Annotated in this window: 16 protein-coding genes; 14 read left to right on the forward strand and 2 right to left on the reverse strand. The window is 69.3% G+C overall.

What is annotated here, in order from left to right; genetic code table 11:
• Nucleotides 1-21 precede the first annotated feature (21 nt).
• The 4 genes from EV652_RS37615 (at nt 22) to EV652_RS37630 (ending at nt 7,710) form a co-directional block, all read left to right on the forward strand.
• Nucleotides 22-1,347 (forward strand): alpha/beta hydrolase family protein, encoded by a 1,326-nt coding sequence (locus EV652_RS37615; RefSeq protein WP_158441444.1) that lies wholly within the window; start codon nt 22-24, stop codon nt 1,345-1,347.
• 310 nt (nt 1,348-1,657) lie between these two features.
• Complete coding sequence (gene topA / locus EV652_RS37620; RefSeq protein ID WP_132214535.1) at nt 1,658-4,393, forward strand: type I DNA topoisomerase; 2,736 nt, start codon at nt 1,658-1,660, stop codon at nt 4,391-4,393.
• An 11-nt stretch (nt 4,394-4,404) separates the two neighbouring features.
• Nucleotides 4,405-4,836 (forward strand): Fur family transcriptional regulator, encoded by a 432-nt coding sequence (locus EV652_RS37625; RefSeq protein ID WP_132214537.1) that lies wholly within the window; start codon nt 4,405-4,407, stop codon nt 4,834-4,836.
• 75 nt (nt 4,837-4,911) lie between these two features.
• Complete coding sequence (locus tag EV652_RS37630) at nt 4,912-7,710, forward strand: glycoside hydrolase family 2 TIM barrel-domain containing protein (protein WP_242002246.1); 2,799 nt, start codon at nt 4,912-4,914, stop codon at nt 7,708-7,710.
• A gap of 3 nt (nt 7,711-7,713) precedes the next feature.
• Here the strand turns inward: EV652_RS37630 and EV652_RS37635 are convergent, their stop codons facing one another.
• The gene (locus tag EV652_RS37635) at nt 7,714-9,138 is read right to left on the reverse strand and encodes an aminotransferase-like domain-containing protein (protein ID WP_132214541.1); all 1,425 of its coding nucleotides are present in this window, start codon (nt 9,136-9,138) and stop codon (nt 7,714-7,716) included.
• Nucleotides 9,139-9,201: 63 nt separating this feature from the next.
• Here EV652_RS37635 and EV652_RS37640 point away from each other — a divergent pair, with 63 nt between their 5' ends.
• The 7 genes from EV652_RS37640 to EV652_RS37670 all read left to right on the forward strand — a co-directional run bounded on the left by EV652_RS37640 (nt 9,202) and on the right by EV652_RS37670 (nt 17,940).
• Nucleotides 9,202-10,314 carry a pyridoxal phosphate-dependent aminotransferase gene (locus EV652_RS37640; RefSeq protein ID WP_132214543.1) on the forward strand — a complete coding sequence of 371 codons (1,113 nt, stop codon included), beginning with the start codon at nt 9,202-9,204 and terminating at the stop codon, nt 10,312-10,314.
• Nucleotides 10,315-10,323: 9 nt separating this feature from the next.
• On the forward strand, nt 10,324-12,309 hold the full coding sequence (tmk, locus tag EV652_RS37645; protein ID WP_132214545.1) for a dTMP kinase: 1,986 nt from the start codon (nt 10,324-10,326) through the stop codon (nt 12,307-12,309).
• Nucleotides 12,306-13,478: a DNA polymerase III subunit delta' gene (locus EV652_RS37650; protein WP_132214547.1), complete on the forward strand. Its 1,173-nt coding sequence runs from the start codon at nt 12,306-12,308 to the stop codon at nt 13,476-13,478. The genes tmk and EV652_RS37650 overlap by 4 nt, the downstream gene beginning before the upstream one ends.
• Nucleotides 13,479-13,594: 116 nt before the next feature.
• Nucleotides 13,595-14,260: a DUF4190 domain-containing protein gene (locus EV652_RS37655; RefSeq protein WP_132214549.1), complete on the forward strand. Its 666-nt coding sequence runs from the start codon at nt 13,595-13,597 to the stop codon at nt 14,258-14,260.
• Between the two features lie 75 nt (nt 14,261-14,335).
• Complete coding sequence (locus EV652_RS46070) at nt 14,336-15,304, forward strand: DUF4190 domain-containing protein (RefSeq protein WP_132214551.1); 969 nt, start codon at nt 14,336-14,338, stop codon at nt 15,302-15,304.
• Between the two features lie 27 nt (nt 15,305-15,331).
• The gene (locus EV652_RS37665) at nt 15,332-16,330 is read left to right on the forward strand and encodes a PSP1 domain-containing protein (RefSeq protein WP_132214605.1); all 999 of its coding nucleotides are present in this window, start codon (nt 15,332-15,334) and stop codon (nt 16,328-16,330) included.
• 131 nt (nt 16,331-16,461) lie between these two features.
• Nucleotides 16,462-17,940: an alpha/beta hydrolase gene (locus tag EV652_RS37670; RefSeq protein ID WP_242002247.1), complete on the forward strand. Its 1,479-nt coding sequence runs from the start codon at nt 16,462-16,464 to the stop codon at nt 17,938-17,940.
• Between the two features lie 7 nt (nt 17,941-17,947).
• Here EV652_RS37670 and EV652_RS37675 read toward each other — a convergent pair whose 3' ends face one another.
• Complete coding sequence (locus EV652_RS37675) at nt 17,948-18,592, reverse strand: hypothetical protein (protein WP_242002248.1); 645 nt, start codon at nt 18,590-18,592, stop codon at nt 17,948-17,950.
• A 65-nt stretch (nt 18,593-18,657) separates the two neighbouring features.
• On the opposite strand from EV652_RS37675, the gene EV652_RS37680 reads away from it, so the two are divergent.
• The 3 genes from EV652_RS37680 to EV652_RS37690 all read left to right on the forward strand — a co-directional run bounded on the left by EV652_RS37680 (nt 18,658) and on the right by EV652_RS37690 (nt 21,388).
• A complete protein-coding gene (locus tag EV652_RS37680) occupies nt 18,658-18,993 on the forward strand; it encodes a sterol carrier family protein (RefSeq protein ID WP_132214553.1) in 336 nt (111 codons plus the stop codon).
• A 154-nt stretch (nt 18,994-19,147) separates the two neighbouring features.
• Nucleotides 19,148-20,410: an MFS transporter gene (locus EV652_RS37685; protein ID WP_242002249.1), complete on the forward strand. Its 1,263-nt coding sequence runs from the start codon at nt 19,148-19,150 to the stop codon at nt 20,408-20,410.
• A gap of 12 nt (nt 20,411-20,422) precedes the next feature.
• Nucleotides 20,423-21,388 (forward strand): hypothetical protein, encoded by a 966-nt coding sequence (locus EV652_RS37690; protein WP_132214557.1) that lies wholly within the window; start codon nt 20,423-20,425, stop codon nt 21,386-21,388.
• Nucleotides 21,389-21,530: the final 142 nt, after the last annotated feature.

Here is a 21,530-nt window from a genome sequence, read left to right on the forward strand (position 1 = left end):
CGGGCCGTGACGATGATTCGCATGGCGAACAGTGGACCAACACCGAGTCGCGCAGTCAGCCGGCGCCGGCTGCTGACCGGCGGCCTCACCTTGGGTGTCGCGCTGACCACCCCGGCTCTCGCCCAGGCCGTACCCGTCGACCCCGACCGCTTCACCGCGCAGGACGACCCCGACTTCCACCCGGTGACCTTCCGGCTGCCGGCGCCGACCGGGCGGAAGGCGCTCGGGACGACCGCACTGCACCTGATCGACCAGTCCCGTCCGGATCCGACGATGCCCAGTGGCCGGCGCGAGCTGATGATCAGCCTCTGGTACCCCGGCTCGATGATGGGCGACGCCCCGCTCGCCAAGTACATGCCGCCACGCATCGCGGTCGAGGTCGACGAGACCTGGACCGGCGAGTACGGGCTGGCGCTGCCGACCGGTTCGTTCGACTTCGCCAACACCGAGACGCACTCCCGGGTCGACGCGCCGATGCAGCCGCTCCCGCACCCCGTCGTACTGTTCTCTCCCGGCTATCAGTACAGCCGGTTCGTGAACACCGCCCAGGTCGAGGATCTGGCCAGTCGCGGGTACGTCGTCGTCACCATGGACCACACCCACGAGACGCCGACCGAGTTCCCGGGCGGGCGGTTCCTCCCCGGCGTACCGGCCGATCAGCTGCCCGATCCGGTGTTCACCCGCAAGGCGGTCGAGACCCGGACGGCCGACGCCCGGTTCGTGCTGGACCAGCTCGAGCGGATCGCCGCCGGCCAGAACCCGGATATGGACGGCAAGGTGCTGCCGCCCGGGCTCGCGGCCGGCCTCGATCTGCAGAAGGTCGGCATGTTCGGCTTCTCGCTCGGCGGCTACGCGACCGCGAACACGCTGCTCGAGGACAAGCGGTTCGCCGCCGGTCTCGACCTGGACGGCACGCTCCAGGACGACCCGGTGAAGGGTCCCCTCGGCGAGGTCGCCCGGAAGGGACTCGACCAGCCGTTCCTCCTGTTCGGCTCGGACACCAGCCAGCGGACCGATGCGGACAAGGAGTACTACGACAAGTCCTGGGCCGGGTTCTGGGACGCGCAGCGCGGCTGGAAGGTGAACCTGGGGCTGACCGGGGCCAAGCAGAAGGCGTTCACCGACTACCAGTTCGTCTTCGACCAGTTGTTCCGCGAGATCTACGGCGACGACGAGATCATCACCTCGGTGATGACGGCGCTGGTCGGCGCGGTCGATCCGGCCCGCAGTGTGCTCGCTCAGCGCCGGTATCTCAGTGCCTTCTTCGACCAGACGCTGCGCCGCCGCCCCGAGTTGCTGCTCCGCGGTGACTCGCCGAAATTCCCGGAGGTGCGCTTCGCCGGCTGATGCCGGCTGTGACGCTTGCCACCCCTCCTGGTGGACGGACGGCGTACCCTCGGGGTCGAGAGGGCGGGATGGGGACGGGGTTCCGGCGCGCTCGGTGGCTGCGGCGCGACGCGCGGTGAGCAGGGTTGTCGGATACTTTCTGAAACCCTGTGACGTGTGATCGCGGCGGGAACGGTTACCGTGCGTTCAGAAAAGGCGTTGCCGTCGGCCGTACCCTGTCCTCGGACGGGGTCGGTCTGTGCTCGGGGAACAGACGTCCGATCACGGGCGTTGTCGGCAGGACGTTGAGAGTGCTAGGGCAAGGAGCGCAGTGGCAGGGGCATCAGGGACGAAGACAGCAACAGCGGCTGCACGCCGTCTGGTGATCGTCGAGTCGCCGAAGAAGGCGCGGATGATCGCCGGTTTCCTGGGGTCCGGGTACGTGGTGGAGTCCAGCTTCGGCCACATCCGGGACCTGCCGAAGGGTGCGGACGAGATCCCGGCGAAGTACAAGGGACTCCCGTGGGCCCGGCTCGGCGTCAACATCGAGGACCACTTCGACCCCCTGTACGTCGTCCCGGCCGACAAGAAGGCCCAGATCCGCAAGCTGAAGGAACTGCTCAAGGACGCCGACGAGCTCTACCTGGCCACTGATGAGGACCGCGAGGGCGAGGCGATCGCCTGGCACCTGCTGGACGAGCTGAAGCCGAAGATCCCGGTCAAGCGGATGGTCTTCCACGAGATCACGCCGAAGGCGATCCAGGACGCGGTCGGCAGTGCGCGGGACATCAACGACGCGCTGGTCGACGCCCAGGAGGCCCGGCGGATCCTGGACCGGTTGTACGGCTACGAGGTCTCGCCGGTGCTGTGGAAGAAGGTCATGCCGAAGCTGTCGGCGGGCCGGGTCCAGTCGGTCGCGATCCGGATGGTGGTCGACCGGGAGCGTGACCGGATCGCCTTCCGCAGTGCGTCGTACTGGGATCTGGACGCCACTCTCGACGCCGGTGAGGGCAGGTCGCCCCGGCAGTTCCCCTCCCGGCTTGTCTCGGTGGACAGCCGGCGGGTAGCCCAGGGCCGCGACTTCAGTTCCACCGGTGAGCTCAAGGGCCAGAACACGGTCCACCTGGACCAGGAGACCTCGACCGCGCTGGCCGCCGCGCTGCGCGACTCGCAGTTCACCGTCCGGTCGATCGAGTCCAAGCCGTACACCCGCAAGCCGTACGCGCCGTTCCGGACCACCACGCTGCAGCAGGAGGCCGGCCGCAAGCTCGGCATGTCCGCGTCGCAGACGATGCAGATCGCTCAGCGGCTGTACGAGAACGGCAACATCACCTATATGCGTACCGACAGCGTGACGCTGTCCGACACCGCGATCACCGCGGCCCGGGCCCAAGTCCGCGAGCTGTACGGCGCGTCCTACCTGCCGGACAAGCCGCGGGTCTACACCTCCAAGGTGAAGAACGCGCAGGAGGCGCACGAGGCGATCCGGCCGGCCGGCGAGGTCTTCCAGACCCCGGCGCAGACCGGGCTGAGCGGCGCCGAGTACCGGCTCTACGAGCTGATCTGGATGCGGACGATCGCGTCCCAGATGAAGGACGCCGAGGGTCGCAGCGTCTCGATCAAGATCGACGCCAAGGCCTCCACCGGGGAGAACTGCGAGTTCACCTCGTCCGGCCGGGTGATCACCTTCCACGGCTTCCTCAAGGCCTACGTCGAGGGCGCGGACGACCCGTCCGCCGGGACGGACGACCAGGAGACCCGGTTGCCCGACGTGGCCGAGGGCGACGTCCTGCCCGCGGTCGAGGTGCTGGCCTCCGGGCACGAGACGAAGCCGCCGGCCCGCTACACCGAGGCGACGCTGATCCGCGAGCTCGAAGAGCGTGAGATCGGCCGCCCGTCGACGTACGCCTCGATCATCGGGACGATCCAGGCCCGCGGGTACGTCTACAAGAAGGGCACAGCGCTGGTGCCGGCCTGGCTGGCGTTCGCCGTGGTCCGGCTGCTGGAGGAGCACTTCACCCGGCTGGTCGACTACGCGTTCACCGCGACGATGGAGGACGTGCTCGACGAGGTCGCGGCCGGGGACCTGCAGCGCGAGGGTGTGCTGTCGCGGTTCTACTTCGGTGACGACGACCTCGAGGGCCTGCACTCGATGGTGAACGACCTCGGCGACATCGACGCCCGGGAGATGTCCACGTTCCCGGTCGGCGGTGACGACACCGGGATCGTGGTCCGGGTCGGTCGCTACGGGCCGTACGTCGAGGACAAGGACGAGCGGCGCGCGAACGTACCGGAGGATCTGCCGCCGGACGAGCTGACGGTCGACAAGGCCCAGGAGCTGCTCAGCCAGCCGTCGGGTGTCGAGCACGAGCTCGGTACGGCGCCCGACACCGGGCACAAGGTGGTCGCGAAGGCCGGCCGGTTCGGTCCCTATGTGACCGAGGTGCTGCCGGAGGACGCGCCGAAGAGCGCCAAGCCGCGGACCGGCTCGCTGCTCAAGTCGATGACGCTGGACAGTGTCAGCCTCGAGGACGCGATGAAGCTGCTGTCGCTGCCGCGGGTGGTCGGCAAGGACCCGGAGAGCGGTGACGAGATCACCGCGCAGAACGGGCGCTACGGGCCGTACCTGAAGAAGGGGACGGACTCGCGGTCGCTGTCGTCCGAGGAGCAGATGTTCGACATCACCCTCGAGGAAGCGCTGACGATCTACGCGGAGCCGAAGCAGCGCGGCCGGCGGGCCGCGGCGCCGCCGCTGAAGGAGCTGGGCGAGGACCCGGAGTCCGGCAAGCCGGTGGTGGTGAAGGAGGGTCGCTTCGGTCCGTACGTCACCGACGGGGAGACGAACGCGACGCTGCGCAAGGACGACTCGGTCGAGACGATCTCGCTGCTGCGGGCGGCTGAGCTGCTGGCGGACAAGCGGGCTCGCGGGCCGGTGAAGAAGACGGCCAAGAAGTCCGCCACCAAGAAGACCACTGCTGCGAAGAAGACGGCCGCGAAGAAGACCACCACCAAGAAGACCGCGGCGAAGAAGACGACGGCCAAGAAGGCGGCGGCGAAGAAGTCCTGAGAGAGGGGCCCATGACGAGTGCGGTCGAGGTCACCGCGCAGCGGCTGCGGGACCGGGGCGAGCGGGTCACGCCGGCCCGCCTCGCGGTCGTCGAGGTGCTCGCGGGCACCGAGGAGCACCTGAGCGCGGAGCAGATCGGCGAGCGGGCCGAGCAGCTGCGCCCCGGCATCCACCGCGCCACCGTCTACCGGGCCCTGGACGCGCTGGGCGAGTTCGGCCTGGTCACCCACGTCCACCTCGGGCGGGCCGGGACGACGTACCACCTGGCCGGTGATCTGGCCCCTCGCCACCTGCACCTGCGCTGCTCCGAGTGCGGCACCGTGTACGACGCTCCGGGCGACATCCTGGAGGCGGCCCGCCGGAAGGTCCAGCGCGAGCTCGGCTTCCAGCTCGCCCCGGAACAGGTCGCCCTGATCGGCGTGTGCAAGGAGTGTCTGGCCTGACCTGAAGCGGTCACACTGTCCATATCTGTTGATCGGTGTGGATTCGTGAACAACTTGGGCTTAGGCTCGATACCTGTGACCCATGACCACAGCTACGTCGAGGACTTTGCTCCCGGCGCCAACGTGCTTCCCCCGCGTGCCTGGCTGGACGACGACTCGGCCAAGCTCCCGCTGACCGGCGACTGGAACTTCCGGCTCTCCCCGAGCGTGGCCGACGCCCCCGACGACCTGAAGGACCCGGACACCTCCGGGTGGGGCACCATCGCGGTCCCGGGTCACTGGCAGCTCAGTGGGTACGGCGCTCCGGCGTACACGAACGTCGTCTACCCGTTCCCGCTCGAGCCGCCGTTCGTGCCGACCGACAACCCGACCGGTGACTACGTCCGGACCGTGACGATCCCGGCGGACTGGGCCGGCGCCCGGGTGGTGCTGCGGTTCGAGGGGGTCGACTCCCGGTTCGCGGTGCACGTGAACGGCGAGCTGGTCGGCTGGTCGGCCGGCTCCCGGCTGCCGTCCGAGTTCGACCTCACCGACTTGGTTGCCCCCGGCAAGGAGGCCCGGATCGCGGTCCGGGTGCACCAGTGGTCGGTCGGCAGCTACGTCGAGGACCAGGACATGTGGTGGCTGTCCGGGATCTTCCGCGAGGTCAACCTGCTGGCGCTCAAGCCGTCCGCCCCGACTGATGTCTTCGTGCACGCGTCGTACGCCGACGGCACCGGCACGCTCAAGGTCGACGCGGACGTCGCGGGCACGGTCGTCGTACCCGAGCTGGACCTGGAGTTCGCGACCGGTGACGAGGTCACCGCGGCCGTCGAGCCGTGGTCCGCCGAGAGCCCGCGCCTGTACGACGGTGTGGTCCGGACCGAGGGTGGCGACGTCCGGCTGCGGATCGGCTTCCGTACGGTCGCGATCGCCGACGGGGTGCTCACCGTGAACGGGAACCGCGTGCTGTTCAACGGGGTCAACCGGCACGAGTTCCACCCCGACCGCGGTCGCGCGCTGACCGAGCAGGACATGCTGGACGACGTACTGCTGATGAAGCAGGCCGGGATCAACGCGGTCCGCACCAGCCACTACCCGCCGCACCCGCACTTCCTGTCGCTGTGCGACGAGTACGGCCTGTACGTGATCGACGAGTGCGACCTGGAGACGCACGGGTTCGGGTACGAGCCCGAGCCGCCGAAACTGCCGAACCCGGTGATGGACCCGCGATTCCGCGACGATCTGGTCGAGCGGATCCGCCGTACCGTCCACCGGGACAAGAATCACGCCTCGATCATCATCTGGTCGCTCGGCAACGAGTGCGGGATGGGCGAGAACCTCAAGGCGATGTACGACGTGGCCAAGGAGATCGACCCGTCCCGGCCGGTGCACTACGAGCGCGACACCGAGGCCGAGTTCGTCGACATCTACTCGCGGATGTACACCGACCCGGCCGGCTGCGCGGAGATCGGCGCGGACCCGGAGCTGTACCGGAACCTGCCTTTCATCCTGTGCGAGTACGGCCACGCGATGGGCAACGGGCCGGGCGGGCTGCTCGATTACCGCGAGGTGTTCGACAAGTACCCGCGCTGCCAGGGCGGTTTCATCTGGGAGTGGATCGACCACGGCCTGCGCACCACCATCGACGGCCGCGAGGTCTACGCGTACGGCGGTGACTTCGGCGAGACGATCCACGACGGCAACTTCGTCTGCGACGGTCTGCTGTTCCCGGACCGGACTCCGTCACCCGGCATGCTCGAGTACATCAAGGTGATCGAGCCGCTGCGTATCGTTGCTGACGGCAACGGTGCGGTGTCGATCACCAACCGCTACGAGGTGCTCGACACCAGCCACCTCCGGTTCACGGTGCGGGTCGAGGCGGAGGGGGAGGTCGTCGGTGACGGCGGGCTGCCCGTTCCGGTGATCGCGCCCGGTGAGACCGTGTCGGTGGAGTTCCCGCCGGCGCTCGTGAAGCTGCGCGACGCCGGCCGGCCGGAGACCTGGCTGACCGTCACCGCGGAGCTCGCCGAGGCGACGTCGTGGGCCGAGGCCGGCCACCGCGTTGCGTGGGGGCAGATCCGGTTGGACGAGCCTGCTGCGGCGGAGCCTGTCACGGGTAGCGCGCCGACCGATGTGACGGCCGGTGTGGATGGGATCAGCTTCGGTGACGTGCGGAATGCACGGCTGGATGTGTGGCGTGCACCGATCGACAACGACGCCAACCCCGGGGTCGCGAACGCCTGGCGTCAGGAGGGTCTGCACCGGGTGCAGCACCGGATCGTCTCGCAGGGTGAGCGCGACGGTGCCTGGGAGGTCGTCGCCCGTACGGCGCCTCCTCAGCTCCAGTGGGGCCTGGTCAGCACCTGGCGGTGGACCGCTGTCGACGGTGGGGTCGTCCTGGACCTGAGCGTCGTACCGGATGGGCTCTTCCCCGAGGTGCTCCCGCGGCTCGGCATCACCTTCGAGCTGCCGAAGGTGGAGCAGGTGGAGTGGTTCGGCACCGGTCCGAACGAGGCGTACGTCGACACGCGTGAGGCGGCGGCGGTCGGCAGGTACTCGGCCACGGTGGCCGAGCTGCAGACGCCGTACGTCCGGCCGCAGGAGAACGGTCACCGCATCGACACCCGCTGGGCCGCTCTCACCGCCTCCACCGGCACGCTTCGGGTGGAAGCTGTCGGCACTCTCTTCGGCCTGACGGTCCGCGACTGGACCACGCACGACCTGGAGACCGCCAGCCACACCGCCGACCTCACCCCAGGCGACACCACCTACGTCACCCTCGACATCGCCCAAACCGGCGTAGGCACGGCCGCCTGCGGTCCGAAGCTCCCGGACCGCGACAAGCTGAAGACCGCCCCCGCGTCCCTGTCGCTCAGGTTCACGACGGCCTGAGGTTCAGATCGCTATGGCCGGCCGGGGAGATACCCGGTCGGCCGGCGGGTGGTACGCCTGCCAGGCGGTGGTGAGGCGGACTACTGCCTCGGTGAGCTCCTCTGGACGGGCGCGGAAGTGCAGGCGGACGTAGGGGTCGCTGTTGCCGGTTACGTCGAGGCCTGAGCCGGGGAGGATGGCCAGGCCGTGGCGGAGAGCGGTTTGGGCGAAGGAGTTGCCGTCGCCGTGTGGCAGCCGGACCCAGAGACACTGGCCGCCGCGGATCTGTGGCACGTCCCAGGTCGGCAGGTGCCTCGTCAGCAATGTGCGCAGGTGGTCGTGGCGGGTCTGTAGCTCGGTGGCCAGGTCCAGGTCGTCCAACTCGGCCACCAGGTGGGCGGCCGCTAGTTGGGCGGGGACGTTGCCGCCAAGGTCGTGGACGGCCCGGAGACGGGCGAGGCGGTTGATGAGCGGGGCGGATGCGCGAATCCAGCCGATCCGCAGGCCGCCCCAGACGCTCTTGCTCAGCGAGCCGATCGAGATCACCGCATCGCTGAAGACCGCCATCGGCACGGGTCGCGTCGTACCAGGAAAGCCCAGATCCGCAGGCACCTCGTCCTCGATCAGCGGTACGTCGGCCGCCGCAGCAGCCCGTGCCAGCCGCTGCCGGACCAGCGACGACAGCACCGACCCGGTCGGGTTCTGGTACGTCGGAATCACGTAAGCGAGCCCCGGACGCCGATCGCGCACCGCCGCCTCGAAACCCTCCAGACCGATCGGCAGACCACGCAGTACGGCGGCCTCTTCCCGGAACGCCTCCAACGCCCCCGGATAGGTCGGTGCCTCGACCAGGACCTGGTCCCCGGGGGACAGGAGCGCATGTGCCAGCAGTGACAAGGCTTGCTGGCCGCCGTTCGTCACCAGGATCTGGTCTGGCGTGGTCTGGACGCCGTGGTCGGCGTACCGGGTGGCGATGGCCTGCCGCAGCGTCGGGTGACCGTAGGGGTAGTAGCCGATGTCGCCGCTGATCTCCTGCAGCGATGGCAGGATCCGCGCGTACGCCTCCGCGAGTAGCGGCGGCGGATCGCCCGGAGCGGCACAGATGGCCAGCAGGACGTCGTCATCCCGCGACTCCAGCGAGTCCAGAAAGATCGGGTCGACCGGTGCATCCTCAATGGTCCCCGACGACGCGGCACCGGCCACACGCGTCCCACTGCCCTGGCGGCGAGTGATCCGGCCTTCAGACCGCAACAGCTCGTAGGCGGCGACCACAGTGGTCCGGCCGACCGCCAGAGCAGCCGCCAGCGCTCGGTCCGGTGGCAGCAGCGCGCCCGATGGCAGCTCGCCGTCGTCGATCAGCCGACGCATCCGGGCCGCGAGCAGCACGTACAGCGGGCCGCGGCCGGATGACCAGCGGCCCAGACGCTCGCTCAGCCCGATTGGTCTCATTCGCGAACCAATTATGCCGGATTGGCTCTGGGGTGACCAGACCCAGGCTCGGACGATGGCGGTATGGCCACCTTTCCTCGCAACGACATCGTGTCCCTGACCGACGTACAGCCCACCCACGAGCTGGGCGAGAGCTATGGACCGGACCTGCGGCTGGCCGACCTGCTCACGCCGGAGTTGGCCGAGCTCGAACTCGGCTACGGCACCGCGTACGGCGACCTGCGGCTGCGAACCGCGATCGCCGACCGGCACGGCGTACGGCCCGACCAGGTCGTCATCACCGTGGGTGGAATGCACGCGATCTTCCTGCTCGCCTATCTGGTCGCGGACCGCGGCGGCCAGGTCGTCACGACCGCGCCGCTGTTCCCGCTGGCCCGCAACAGCTACGAGTCCGTGGGGGCTGACGTCCGGGTGATCCCGCTGTCCTTCGATGACGGCTACCAGTTGAGCGCCGAGGACGTCCGCTCGTACCTGACCCCCGACACGAAGCTCGTCAGCCTCGCGACGCCGCAGAACCCGTCCGGCGTCGCTGTCTCGCGGGAAACCCTCGGACAGATCGCCGCCGCCATGGCCGAGATCTGCCCCGACGCGTATCTGATGGTCGACGAGACCTACCGGACCGCGTCGTACGGCGACGATCCGATCGCCGAGACTGCCGTACATCTGGGACCCAAGGTGGTGTCGGTCGCCTCGCTGTCGAAGTGCCATGGCGCCGCCGGGCTGCGGATCGGCTGGCTCATCAGCACCGACGCCGACCTCGTCGACCGGATGGTGACCGCCAAGTTCAACACCGTGGTGTCCGCTGCGCCGGTGACCGAGGCGCTGGCCGTCCGGGTCTTCGAACGCGAGGACGAGATCCTCGGCGTACGGCGTCGCTGGCTGGCCGACGCCGTCACGACCACCGAGGAGTGGGTGCGGGCGAACGACGAGTTGGTCGAGTGGATCCGGCCCGACGCCGGAGCACTGTGTTGTGTCCGCCTCAAGCCGGAAGTCTCGGTCGAGCGGTTCCGCCGGGCGGCCGCGGAGCTGAGCGTCCGGGTGGCCGACGGCGACTGGTTCGGTGACGAGCCTCGGGCCTTCCGGCTCGGGTTCGGCTACCCGCCGCCGGTCGAGCTGAAGGCCGCCCTGGAGGCCTTGGCGACGGCACTGCGCCAGGCTGTCCGCCCTCCCGACTAGTCTTTGGGTGTGCCGGAGGCCTATGACCCGTTGACTGATCCAGCACCGGCGCACGATGTGCGCGCGGTGTTGCGGATCCGGGCGTTCCGGCGACTCTGGATCGCGTTCGGGCTGTCCAGCCTGGGCGACTGGATCGGCCTGCTGGCGCTGACCGCGATGGCGAAGTCCTTCGCCGGCGACGACTACCAGGCGGCGAACTTCGCCATCGGCGGCGTGCTGTTCCTCCGGGTGCTGCCCGCGCTGGTGATGGGGCCGGTGGCCGGCTGGGTCGCGGACCGCCTCGACCGGCGCTGGACGATGATCATCGGCGACCTGGTCCGGGCCGCGCTCTTCGTCACCATCCCGATCGTCGGGACCCTCACCTGGCTGCTGGTAGCGACCGTGCTGATCGAGATCGTCAGCCTGGTCTGGGGCCCGGCCAAGGACGCCAGCGTGCCGAACCTGGTGCCCCGGCACCGGCTGGAGGCGGCCAACCAGATCAGCCTGATCACCACCTACGGCTCTGCCCTGCCGGCCGCCGTCATCTTCACCGCGATCACCCTGATCACCCGCGGGCTCGGCGAGCTCTCGATCGATCTGGCCGTCTACGTCAACGCCGCCACCTTCGTCGTGTCCGCGCTGGCGATCGTGTCGGTGGCCGAGATCGGCCGGGCCGTGCACGAGCACGAGGCGCATCCGACGCTCTGGCGGACCATGGTCGAGGGCTGGTCCTACGTCACCGGTACGCCGGTCGTCCGCGGTCTCGTGGTCGGTATCTCCGGGGCGTTCGCGGCCGGCGCGGTCGTGATCGGCCTGGGGCGCACGTACGTCGAGGACCTGGGGGCCGGCGATCCCGGGTACGGCGTGCTGTTCGGTGCCGTCTTCGGCGGTCTCGCGCTCGGCATGGGTTTCGCGCCGCGGCTGTTCTCCGGGCTGTCCCGGCGGCGGTTGTTCGCGGCCGGCCTGGTCGGCTCCGGGATCTGCCTGGCCGGGCTGGCGCTGATCCAGCAGATCGAGATCGCCACCATGATCGCGATCCTGCTCGGCTTCTGCGCCGGCGCCTCCTGGGTCTGCGGCTATACCCTGCTCGGGCTCGAGGTTCCGGACGCGGTGCGCGGCCGGACCTTCGCCTTCGTCCAGTCCGCCGTACGGACCGTGCTCGCGGTCACGCTCGCGATCGCGCCGTTCGCCGCCGGTGCGATCGGACAGAACACCTGGACCGTCGCCGGCCGGTCGATCACCTACAACGGCGCGTCGATGACCATGCTGATCGCCGCCGTCCTGGCCGGTGTGATCGGTCTGATCGCCTGGCGGCAGATGGACGACCGCCCGGGGGTCCCGTTCTGGCGCGATCTACGGCGGAGCTTCGGCAAGACCCCTGGCGTCTACCCGACCACCGGCCTGTTCATCGCGATGGAAGGTGGCGAGGGCGCCGGCAAGTCGACCCAGTCCGCCTTGCTGGTCGAGTGGCTGAAGGAGCAGGGCCAGCAGGTCCTGCTCACCCGCGAGCCCGGTGCGACCGATCTCGGCAAGACGCTGCGCCAGATCGTCCTCGACCCGGCCACCGGTGACATCTCGCACCGCGCCGAGGCGCTGCTGTACGCGGCCGACAAGGCTGAGCACGTGGACTCGGTGATCAAGCCCGCGCTCAAGGCCGGCGCGGTCGTCATCACCGATCGGTACGTCGACTCCGCGCTGGCCTACCAGGGATCCGGCCGGGACCTGGACCTGTCCGACGTGGAACGCGTCAACCGCTGGGCCACCGACGACCTCCGGCCCAACCTGACCATCCTGCTCGACCTGCCGCCGAAGAGCGGGCTCGACCGGTTCACCGAGCGGGACCGGATCGAGGCCCAGTCGCACGACTTCCACGTCCGGGTCCGGAACGCGTTCCTCGAGCTCGCCGCCGCCGAACCGCAGCACTACCTGATCATCGACGCGACCCAGGACCGCGAAGACATCGCCACCCAGATCCGCGCCCGACTCCAACCGATGCTCCCGAAGGTGGATCTATGAGGGTGTGGGACGACCTGGTCGGGCAGGAGCCGGCGGTCGCCGTACTCACGAAGGCTGTGTCCGGTGCGGAAGCCGGGATGCGCGGTGAGTCCGGTGCTGCCGTGGCCGGGATGACGCATGCCTGGCTGATCACCGGGCCGCCCGGGTCCGGACGGTCGAACGCGGGCCGGGCCTTCGCGGCTGCCCTCCAATGCAAAAATCGGGGCGGCTGCGGTGAGTGCAACGAGTGCCGTACGGCGCTCAGCGGTGCACACCCGGACGTGTCGCTGATCCGCACCGAACTGCTGTCGATCCGGGTCAGCGAGATCCGCGAACTGGTCCGCCGGGCCGCGATGAGCCCGACCCAGGGACGCTGGCAGGTGATGGTCGTCGAGGACGCCGACCGGCTGACCGAGCAGGCCGCCGACGCGTTGCTGAAGAGCATCGAGGAGCCCGCGCCGCGGACGGTCTGGGTGTTGTGTGCGCCGACCGTGGAGGACGTCGTACCGACGATCCGGTCGCGCTGCCGGTTGCTGGTGCTGCGCACTCCGCCGGTGGAAGCGGTGGCGAGCATGCTGATCGGCAAGCTGGGCGTGGATCCCGAGCTGGCCGGGTTCGCAGCCAGGGCGGCCCAGGGACACATCGGCCGAGCTCGGGCGCTGGCGCGGGACGAGGAGGTGCGGGACCGCCGCACCAAGGTGCTCGAGGTCCCGTTCGCGCTCCGGGATCTCGGTGCCTGTCTCAAGGCCGCACAGCAGTTGGTCGAGGCGGCCAAGGTCGAGGCCAAGGCCAGCGCCGAGAAGGTCGACGAGAAGGAACGCGCTGCGCTCGAGCAAGCACTCGGTGTCGGCACCAAGGGCGCCAAGCCGCGCGAGGCGAACGCCGCGCTGAAGGAACTCGAGGACCAGCAGAAGGCCCGGGCGAAGCGGTGGGAACGCGACGTGCTCGACCGGTCACTGGTCGACCTGATGGCGCTCTACCGCGACATCCTGATGGTCCAGACCCGCGCCGGCGCCGAGTTGATCAACGCCGAACTCCGCCCGAATATCGAGCAACTGGCGGGCCGAACCACCCCTGAGCAGACGATTCGAAGGATCGATGCCATCGCTGCCTGCAGAGAGGCGATCGAGACCAACGTTGCGCCGTTGCTGGCCCTCGAAGCGATGACGATCGGGCTCTTCGAGGGGTAGCCACGTGCTGAGACTCGTGTCCGGTGAGCGGGCAGCGCTGTAACACCGAGACCAGTCGGTCCGATGTCTGGGTGTCCGGGCAGAACGCTCGGCCGTACATGCCCGAACGGACCTGAATGACGGAAACGCCTCCGATCCAGCCTCCCCGGCCTTCCCTGCCGCCGGCCGAGTCCTGGCTCGCGGGCGTACCGACACCCGCGCAACAGCGCCAGGATCGCTACGCCGTGGCGGCGTTGGTGACCAGCCTGCCCGGGCTGGTGCCGGTTGCCGTGGTGCTGGCCGGGATCGCGTTGCGCCGGATCAAGCGGACCGGGAGCCGCGGCAAGCGGCTGGCGTACGGCGCGTTGGCAATCAGCCTGTGCTGGACGATCGCGATCGGTGTCGCGGTCGCCCTCGGCCTGTACGGCGATCGCAAGGCGGGAATCGGCCGGACGGTCGCTATCTCGGAGGTCGTCGTACAGCAGTGTTTCGACGCCGATCTGGAGGCGGAGACGCTGCGGGTGGTGCGGATCGCCGACTGTGCGGTCGCGCACACCGGCGAGGCGTACGCGAGGGTCCGGGCGAACCTGGCGGGGCTGTCGGCCGACGACAAGGGAACGGTCGCCACCCAGCAGTGCGCGACCGCGTTCGGCGCCTTCGTCGCCAAGCCGTACGAGCAGTCGGAACTGGACATGTACTACGTCGTCCTGGAGGATCGTGCTGTTGCTGACGGCAACGTCCTGTGCCTGGTCGGAATGCCGGGGACCCCGTTGACGGGTACCATGCGCGGGTCGCAGCGGTAGCAACTTGCGGGGGAAGCACTGGGGGAGAACGTGAGTCAACCACCGTACGGACCGGAGCCGGAACGGCCCCAGGACGTGCCCAGGTCGTTCCCGACCTACGGCCGTCCTGATCAGCCGCATGCCCAGCAACCTGGCGGGCAAACGCCGTACGGCCAGCCGGGGCAGCCGTCCTACGGGCAGTCAGGGCAGCCGTCGTACGGGCAGCAGGCCGGGCCGACGCAGTGGGCGGCGCCGGGGCAACCGCAGCAGCCGCAGCCGGTCGGGCAGTCGCCGTACGGACAGTCGCCGTATGGGCAAGCGCCGTACGGACAGCCGGGTGGTCAGCCGCAGTACGGCCCTGGGTACGGCCAGCCGCAGTATCCGGGGACGTGGCCGCAGCCGTACGGCTATGGGTATCCGGGTGGGGGCGGTGGCAACAACGGTCTGGCGATCGCCTCGCTGGCGACCGGGATCGGCGGTTTCTGCATCGGCTTCGCCTCGCCGGTGGCCCTGGGCCTCGGCATCGCCGCGTTGGTGCAGATCAAGAGGCGGCAGGACAACGGCAAAGGCATGGCGATCGCCGGTGTGGTGCTCGGCGCCCTGGGCACCATCGGCTGGCTGCTCTACGTCGTGCTGATCGTCGTGCTCGGCCTGAGCAGCGACGACGACTACTACGGCGCGCCGGAGCCCTCGTCGTCGTACTCGGCGTCGGCTACGTACATCGACGACCTCGCCGTGGGTGAGTGCTTCGACGACAGCGACGAGGAGGACGAGGTCGTCCGCCAGCCCTGCGCCGAGCCGCACGACGGCGAGATCATCGCCGGTGTCACGCTCCCGGACGGCCCGTACCCGGGCGACAAGGAGATCGACAAGGCCGGCGAGCAGACGTGTGCGACCGAGTTCGGCGAGTACGTCGGATCGACGGTGAAGGACACCGAGCTCGAGTGGGACTACTGGACACCCACCAAGCAGCTCTGGAACGCCAACGACCGCCTGGTCGTCTGCGCAGCCTACGGCCCCGACTTCGACCAGCTCACCGGCAGCGTGAAAGGCACCCGACGCTGATCCACAAAGTACGCTGGCCGCGTGGGCATGGTGATGGCGGTGTCGTTCGAGCGGTACGGGCGGCTCTACTACCTGGACCCCGGCCCGCATCGTCCGCGCGTCGGGGACAAAGTGCTGGTCCCGACCGACGACGGTCCGGAGGTGGCGGAGTGCGTGTGGGCGCCGCAGTACGTCACGGAGGAGATCGGCGGCCTGCCGCTGTGTGAGGGCGTCGCCACGGCCGCGGACCTGGACCGGGACGAGCAGAACCGGCAGCGGCGCGCCGACGCGCGGGTGATCGCGAAGCGGTTGATCCGCCAGCACGGGCTGCCGATGAAGGTGGTCGGGATCGACTTCGTCGACCGCCGGGCGGATGTGGACCAACTCGTCATCGTGTACTTCTCCGCTCCGCACCGGGTCGATTTCCGCGAACTGGTGCGCGACCTGGCCCGCGGGCTGCGCGCCCGGATCGAGCTGCGCCAGGTCGGCGCCCGCGACGAGGCCCGGTTGCAGGGCGGGATCGGGCCGTGCGGACGGGATCTGTGCTGTGCCACCTTCCTGAAGGACTTCGAGCCGGTCAGTGTGCGGATGGCCAAGGACCAGGATCTGCCGCTCAACCCGCTGAAGATCTCCGGCGCGTGCGGCCGGTTGATGTGCTGCCTGAAGTACGAGCACCCGCTGTACCAGGAGTTCAACGCCAAGGCACCGGCGACCGGGACCCAGGTGGAGACCCCCGCGGGTGATGGAGTGGTGGTCGGACACAACGTGCCGAGCGACACCGTGGTGGTGCGGTTGGCGGCGTCGGGCCGGCGCTGTGCGTGCAGCCGTGCGGACGTCTGCTCGCCGCGCCAGCAGTACGAGGCCTCCAGTACGACGACACCGGACGCACCGCCGATCATCGACGTACCGGCGGAAGCCGAGGTCGCGCAGACCGCTGAGACCGCTCAGACGCCTCAGACCGCGGAGACTGCCGAGCAGCGACGGCAACGGAAGCCACGGCGGCGCCGGCGCTTGCACCACGACGACGAGGGAGACACTTCGCAGTGATCGGCAGGACGACCGCACCACCCAACCCTGCTCTTCTCCCCAGCACTCGAGCGAAGCGAAGGGCTGCCCACCTCACCCCCCGAGCGGTTGCTCTGGTGGCGGTTCTCGCGGTTCTGGCAAGTGGATGTGGCGTGGCGAGCCGGGCCCAGGACGCGAGCGACGGCACGGCCAGCGGATCCGGCGGCGGCAACCCAACCAAGGGACCGGCAGGCCCGGTCCCGGCCGGGCTGGAGAAGTTCTACCAGCAGCAGCCGGACTGGGAGCGCTGCGGCTCCAACCAGCAGTGCGCGACCATCACCGTGCCGCTGGACTACTCCAAGCCGACCGGCCAGACGATCGAGCTGCGGGCGCGCAAGGTGCTGGCCCGGGACCGGACCGGCAAGATCGGGACGCTGTTCATCAACCCGGGTGGGCCGGGCGCCTCGGGGGAGGAGTACGCCGCGTCGGCCGGGTTCGCACTCGGTGCGCAGTTGCTGCGGAAGTTCGACGTGATCGGCTGGGACCCGCGCGGGGTGGCGCGGTCCACGCCGGTGCGCTGCCTGGACACGGCGCAGCTGGACAAGTTCATCGCGGCCGACGGCAGCCCGGACAACGAGGCCGAGATCACCGAGCTGAACGACCAGGCGAAGATCCTCGCGAACGGGTGCCAGCAGCGCTCCGGTGAGTTGCTGCCGCACGTGTCGACCAAGGACGCGGCCCGCGATATCGACGTACTGCGGGGGATCGTCGGCGACTCGGAGTTGTACTACCTGGGCATGTCGTACGGCACCTATCTCGGCGCGACGTACGCCGAGCTGTTCCCCAAGAACGTCGGCCGGCTGGTGCTGGACGGCGCGGTGGACCCGTCGAACACGTCGAAGCAGAACAACATGGCCCAGGCGAAGGGCTTCGATACCGCGCTGGACGCGTTCGCGGAGGACTGTGCGCAGCGGTCGTGCCGGCTCGGCAGCACCAAGCAAGAGGTGCTGGCCAAGGTCGACAAGCTGATCAACGACAGCGACGCGACTCCGCTGCCGGGTGACGGGAAACGCCAGGTCACCCAGGCCCTGGTGGTGCTCGGGATCATCTTCCCGCTGTACGTGAAGGACTTCTGGCCGCGGCTCGAGGATGCGGTGCTGGACGGGCTGGCCGGTAACGGCGCCCGGCTGCTGGCGCTCGCCGACCAGTACACCGACCGCGAGCCGAGCGGGTACGCCAGCAACAACAACGAGGCGATCTACGCGGTGAACTGCCTGGACCGTCCGGACCTCACCTCGATCGCGCAGGCGAAGTCGGAAGAGGCGGAGTACAAGGCGGCGTCACCACGGTTCGGGCAGTTCCTGCTCTGGGGCTCGCTGCCCTGCGCGAACTGGCCGGTGAAGCCCCAGGACAAGCCGCACCCGATCAAGGCGGCCGGGACGAAGCCGATCGTGGTCGTCGGCACCACGCGCGACCCGGCGACGCCGTACGAATGGGCCGTCGGTCTGGCGGGCCAGCTGGAAAGCGGTGTCCTGATCACCCGCGACGGTGACGGCCACACCGGCTACAAGGCCGGCAACAGGTGTGTCGACAACGCCGTGGAGAGCTACCTGCTGCAGGGCACCGCCCCCACCGCCGACATCAAGTGCTGACGGCGGCTTAGCCCGGGCGGGTGTCGTTCGGCGCCGTCGGGAGCTGGAGGGTCTTGGTCGCCTGCTCCAGGACGGCGCGGAGGGCGGCTTCGTCCTTCGGGCGGCCGCCGACGGTGATCTCGACGGCCGAGCTCTGGCCGCCGTCGGTGGAGACCCAGCGGGACAGGCCCATCCGCGGTCCGCGGGTCTGGTCGACGTACGTGTAGATGAGGGTGCCGTTGTCGCGGCTGATCACCTTCAGGTCCCGCTCGTCGATGCTGCGGGCGCGGCTCTCCACCTGCTCGGCGGGGGACCGCGAGCTGCCCCGGGTGTCGAACCGGATCTGCCAGACCCCGGTCGAGTCCGCGAACCGCGGCCGGGTGCCTTCTTGGGTGCTCTTCCAGCTGGTCGGGACCTCGGCGGACACCGGATCGCTCTTGCTGCCGAAGGTCTGCAGCCTGTACTGCAGCGAGTCCGGCTGCAGGCAGCCGGTGCAGGACGGCGTGCTGGGTGTGGATTGGTTGTTCACGATCCCTGCGGGGGTGTCGTTCCCGGTCAAATCCCCGTTGATCGCCAGCACGGTGCCGAACACAGCTACGCCGACGGTCATTCCCGCCAGCGTCATCAGCAGCGCCTGGTGCCTGGGCGTGAGCATCCCGACCTCGCTTCCCATCTCTCCCGCCTGATTATCGACCACGAAGGGGGCGACCTCACAATTCCCGCGTACGCTGGCACGTCGTGGATCCCGCTTTCGACCAGGCACTGCAGCGGTACGACGCCGGTACGGCGGAACGCGCCGACCTCAAGCTGCTCACCAAGCACTTGCTGAAACTCCTGGTCGCGAAGGCCCCCGGACACGCGGTCGAGGTCCGGGTCCCGCCGTACGGCGCGGTGCAGTGCATCGAGGGACCCCGGCACACCCGCGGTACCCCGGGAGCCGTGGTCGAACTCCCGCCGGAGCTGTGGATCGACGTGGCCCTCGGCCGCACCACCTGGCCGGAAGCCCGCGCCACCGGCAGACTCCGGGCCAGCGGCGAACGCACAGACCTGAGCGCCCTGCTCCCGCTCGTCTGACAGATCCGGCGGGCTGTTCCGAACCTGGAAGATTGACGCCCTGGGCAACCAATCGGTCGACCGTGGAAAGTAAATGGGTTCCTCCCGGGGCGGCTTCCCATGTCACTATATGCCGGTGGCATCAAGTGTCCGCGAACGCCTCTCAAAATTCAGCATGGCCCGGCTGCGCGTCGATCTGACTCCCTGGCACGGTTCCCGCGACTTCCGCATCCTGGTGATCTCGGGTTCGGTCTTCTATCTCGGCGGCATGGTCGGGTACGTCGCACTCCCGTACCAGCTGTACCAATTGACGCATTCGAACTTCGCCGTCGGTGCGATGGGCTTGGTGACGATCGCGCCACTCGTCGTGTTCGGCTTGTACGGCGGAGCGCTCGCGGACCATGTCGACCGGCGGAAGATGCTGATCGGCACCGGTATCGCCCAGGTCGTCATTTGTGCGCTGTTGCTCTCCAATACGTTGCTCACCAATCCGCAGGTTTGGCTCATTTATGTCTGCGGTGGTCTCAACGCGATCGCCACGTCACTGCAACGGCCGAGCCGGGACGCCCTTTTTCCGCGGGTGGTGAAACACGAGGAGATGCCGGCCGCGGTCACGCTGAACGCGCTGACCCTCCAGGTCGGCCAACTCGCCGGCCCCGCGCTCGGCGGTGTCCTGGTCGCGACCGTGGGTGTCGCCTGGGCGTTCTCGGTCGAGCTCGCCGGCCTCGTCGTCGCGACGCTGCTGTTCCTGCGGCTACGTCCGTACAAGACGAGCGAGCACAGTATGCCGCCCAGCCTGCGCGCGATCGGGGAAGGGATCACCTACGCCTTCCGCCGTCGCGACCTGCTCGGGACGTACGCCGTCGACATGGTCGGGATGTTCCTGGCGATGCCGATCGTGCTGTTCCCCGCGTTCGCGACCGAGGTGCTGCAGGAGCCGAAACTGCTCGGTCTCCTCTACAGCGCGGAGGCGATCGGGGCGATGGTCGCGACCCTGACCAGCGGCTGGGCCCGCCGGGTGCACCACCACGGCCGGGCCGTCGTGCTGGCGACGATCACCTGGGGTGCCTCGGTCGGGATCGCCGGGCTGGCGCCGAACATCTGGTTCGCGATCGCCTTGTTCGCGGTCGCGGGTGGCGCGGACATGATCTCCGGGCTGTTCCGCGCGGTGATCTGGAACCAGACCATCCCGGACGAGATGCGCGGCCGGCTGGCCGGGATCGAGATGCTGTCCTACTCCCTCGGCCCGCTCGGCGGTCAGTCGCGCTCGGGTCTGGTCGCCGACCTGACCAGCGTCCGTACGTCGATCGTCAGCGGCGGCGTGCTGTGCGTCGCCGGAGTGGTCGCGACCGCTGTCTGGCTACGGGACTTCTGGGGGTACGACGCCCGCACGGACGAACACGCGGTCAGGGAAAGGGAGTTGCGCACGGCGAGCTAGAGTCAACTCACCATGCGTATCCGTCCTGTAGTCCTGGTTGTCGCACTGCTCGCCGTGGCGGGCTGCGGCGGTCCTGGCACCGAGACCGCACCGAACGTGCCGCCGCTCGTGTCGGTGAGTACGACGCCTACCGAGACTCCGTCGGAGACCCCGTCACCCAGCACTCCGCCGACTGCGAAGGTCGCGGAGACCCTGTGCGTGCGGATGGACCAGCCGCTGGTGCAGTCGACGCTCGGGACGCCCGTGGTGACGCTGCAGACGAAGCCCGCGCCGGCTGACTTCGGTCTGCCGACGTACGACGTGTGTCAGTTCGGGCTGAGCACCAGCCCGAACGGTCCGGTGCTGCGGGTCGGGATTTCGGTGCTTCCGGCAACAAAGGCGACGCTGGCCAGTGCGCAGAAGACTTATGCCGCGACGAAGGGTGAGCCGGCCAAGCCCGCGGTCGTTGGCGAGGGCGGGTTCGGGACCAGCACGTTCGTGGTGTTCCTGCTGAACGGTCGGCTGTACAAGGTCAGCGGACCGCCAGCCACGCTCGCGAAGTACGTCGTACTCGGGCAGGAGGTCGTCCGGCAGGCGCCCGGGCTGCCCGAGCCGCAGCCGCTGATCGCCCGGCCGGACTGCGAACGCGGGTCGTCGGCGGCGGAGAAGGTGATGGGTGCGCCCGCGATGGTCCGCCGCGACGGCCAGACCGCGCTGGGCGACCCGGTCTGCGGCTGGGTCAACCCGAACAGCGTGCTCTCCACGTCGGTACGGCGTACGCCGAACGCGGAGGCGTTGATGGAGCCGATCCGCAAGGCCGCGACCTCACAGTCGATCCCGCTCGGGGACGAGGCGTACGTGGACACGGCCACCGGCCGTACCACGATCCGGGTCGGCGACGACAAACTCGTCGACCTGGTCCCGCTCCCGGCCCGCGCGATCGACCCGGACACGATGACCGCCTTCGCGCTAGCAATGTCACCGCTCTACACCCGCTGAGTGCGACCGGCGCCGCACTGGTCGTACCGCGCCCTCCTCGCCGTACCTAGCTGATAGACCCTGAACGGCATTTCCCTCGATTGACGCGGTGACAGCGTGTGCGTGGGAGGTGTCAACGTGGAGCACGCGCAGCGCAGCGAGC

The sequence above is a fragment of the Kribbella steppae genome, from assembly GCF_004342025.1.
GTDB classification, from domain to species: domain Bacteria; phylum Actinomycetota; class Actinomycetes; order Propionibacteriales; family Kribbellaceae; genus Kribbella; species Kribbella steppae.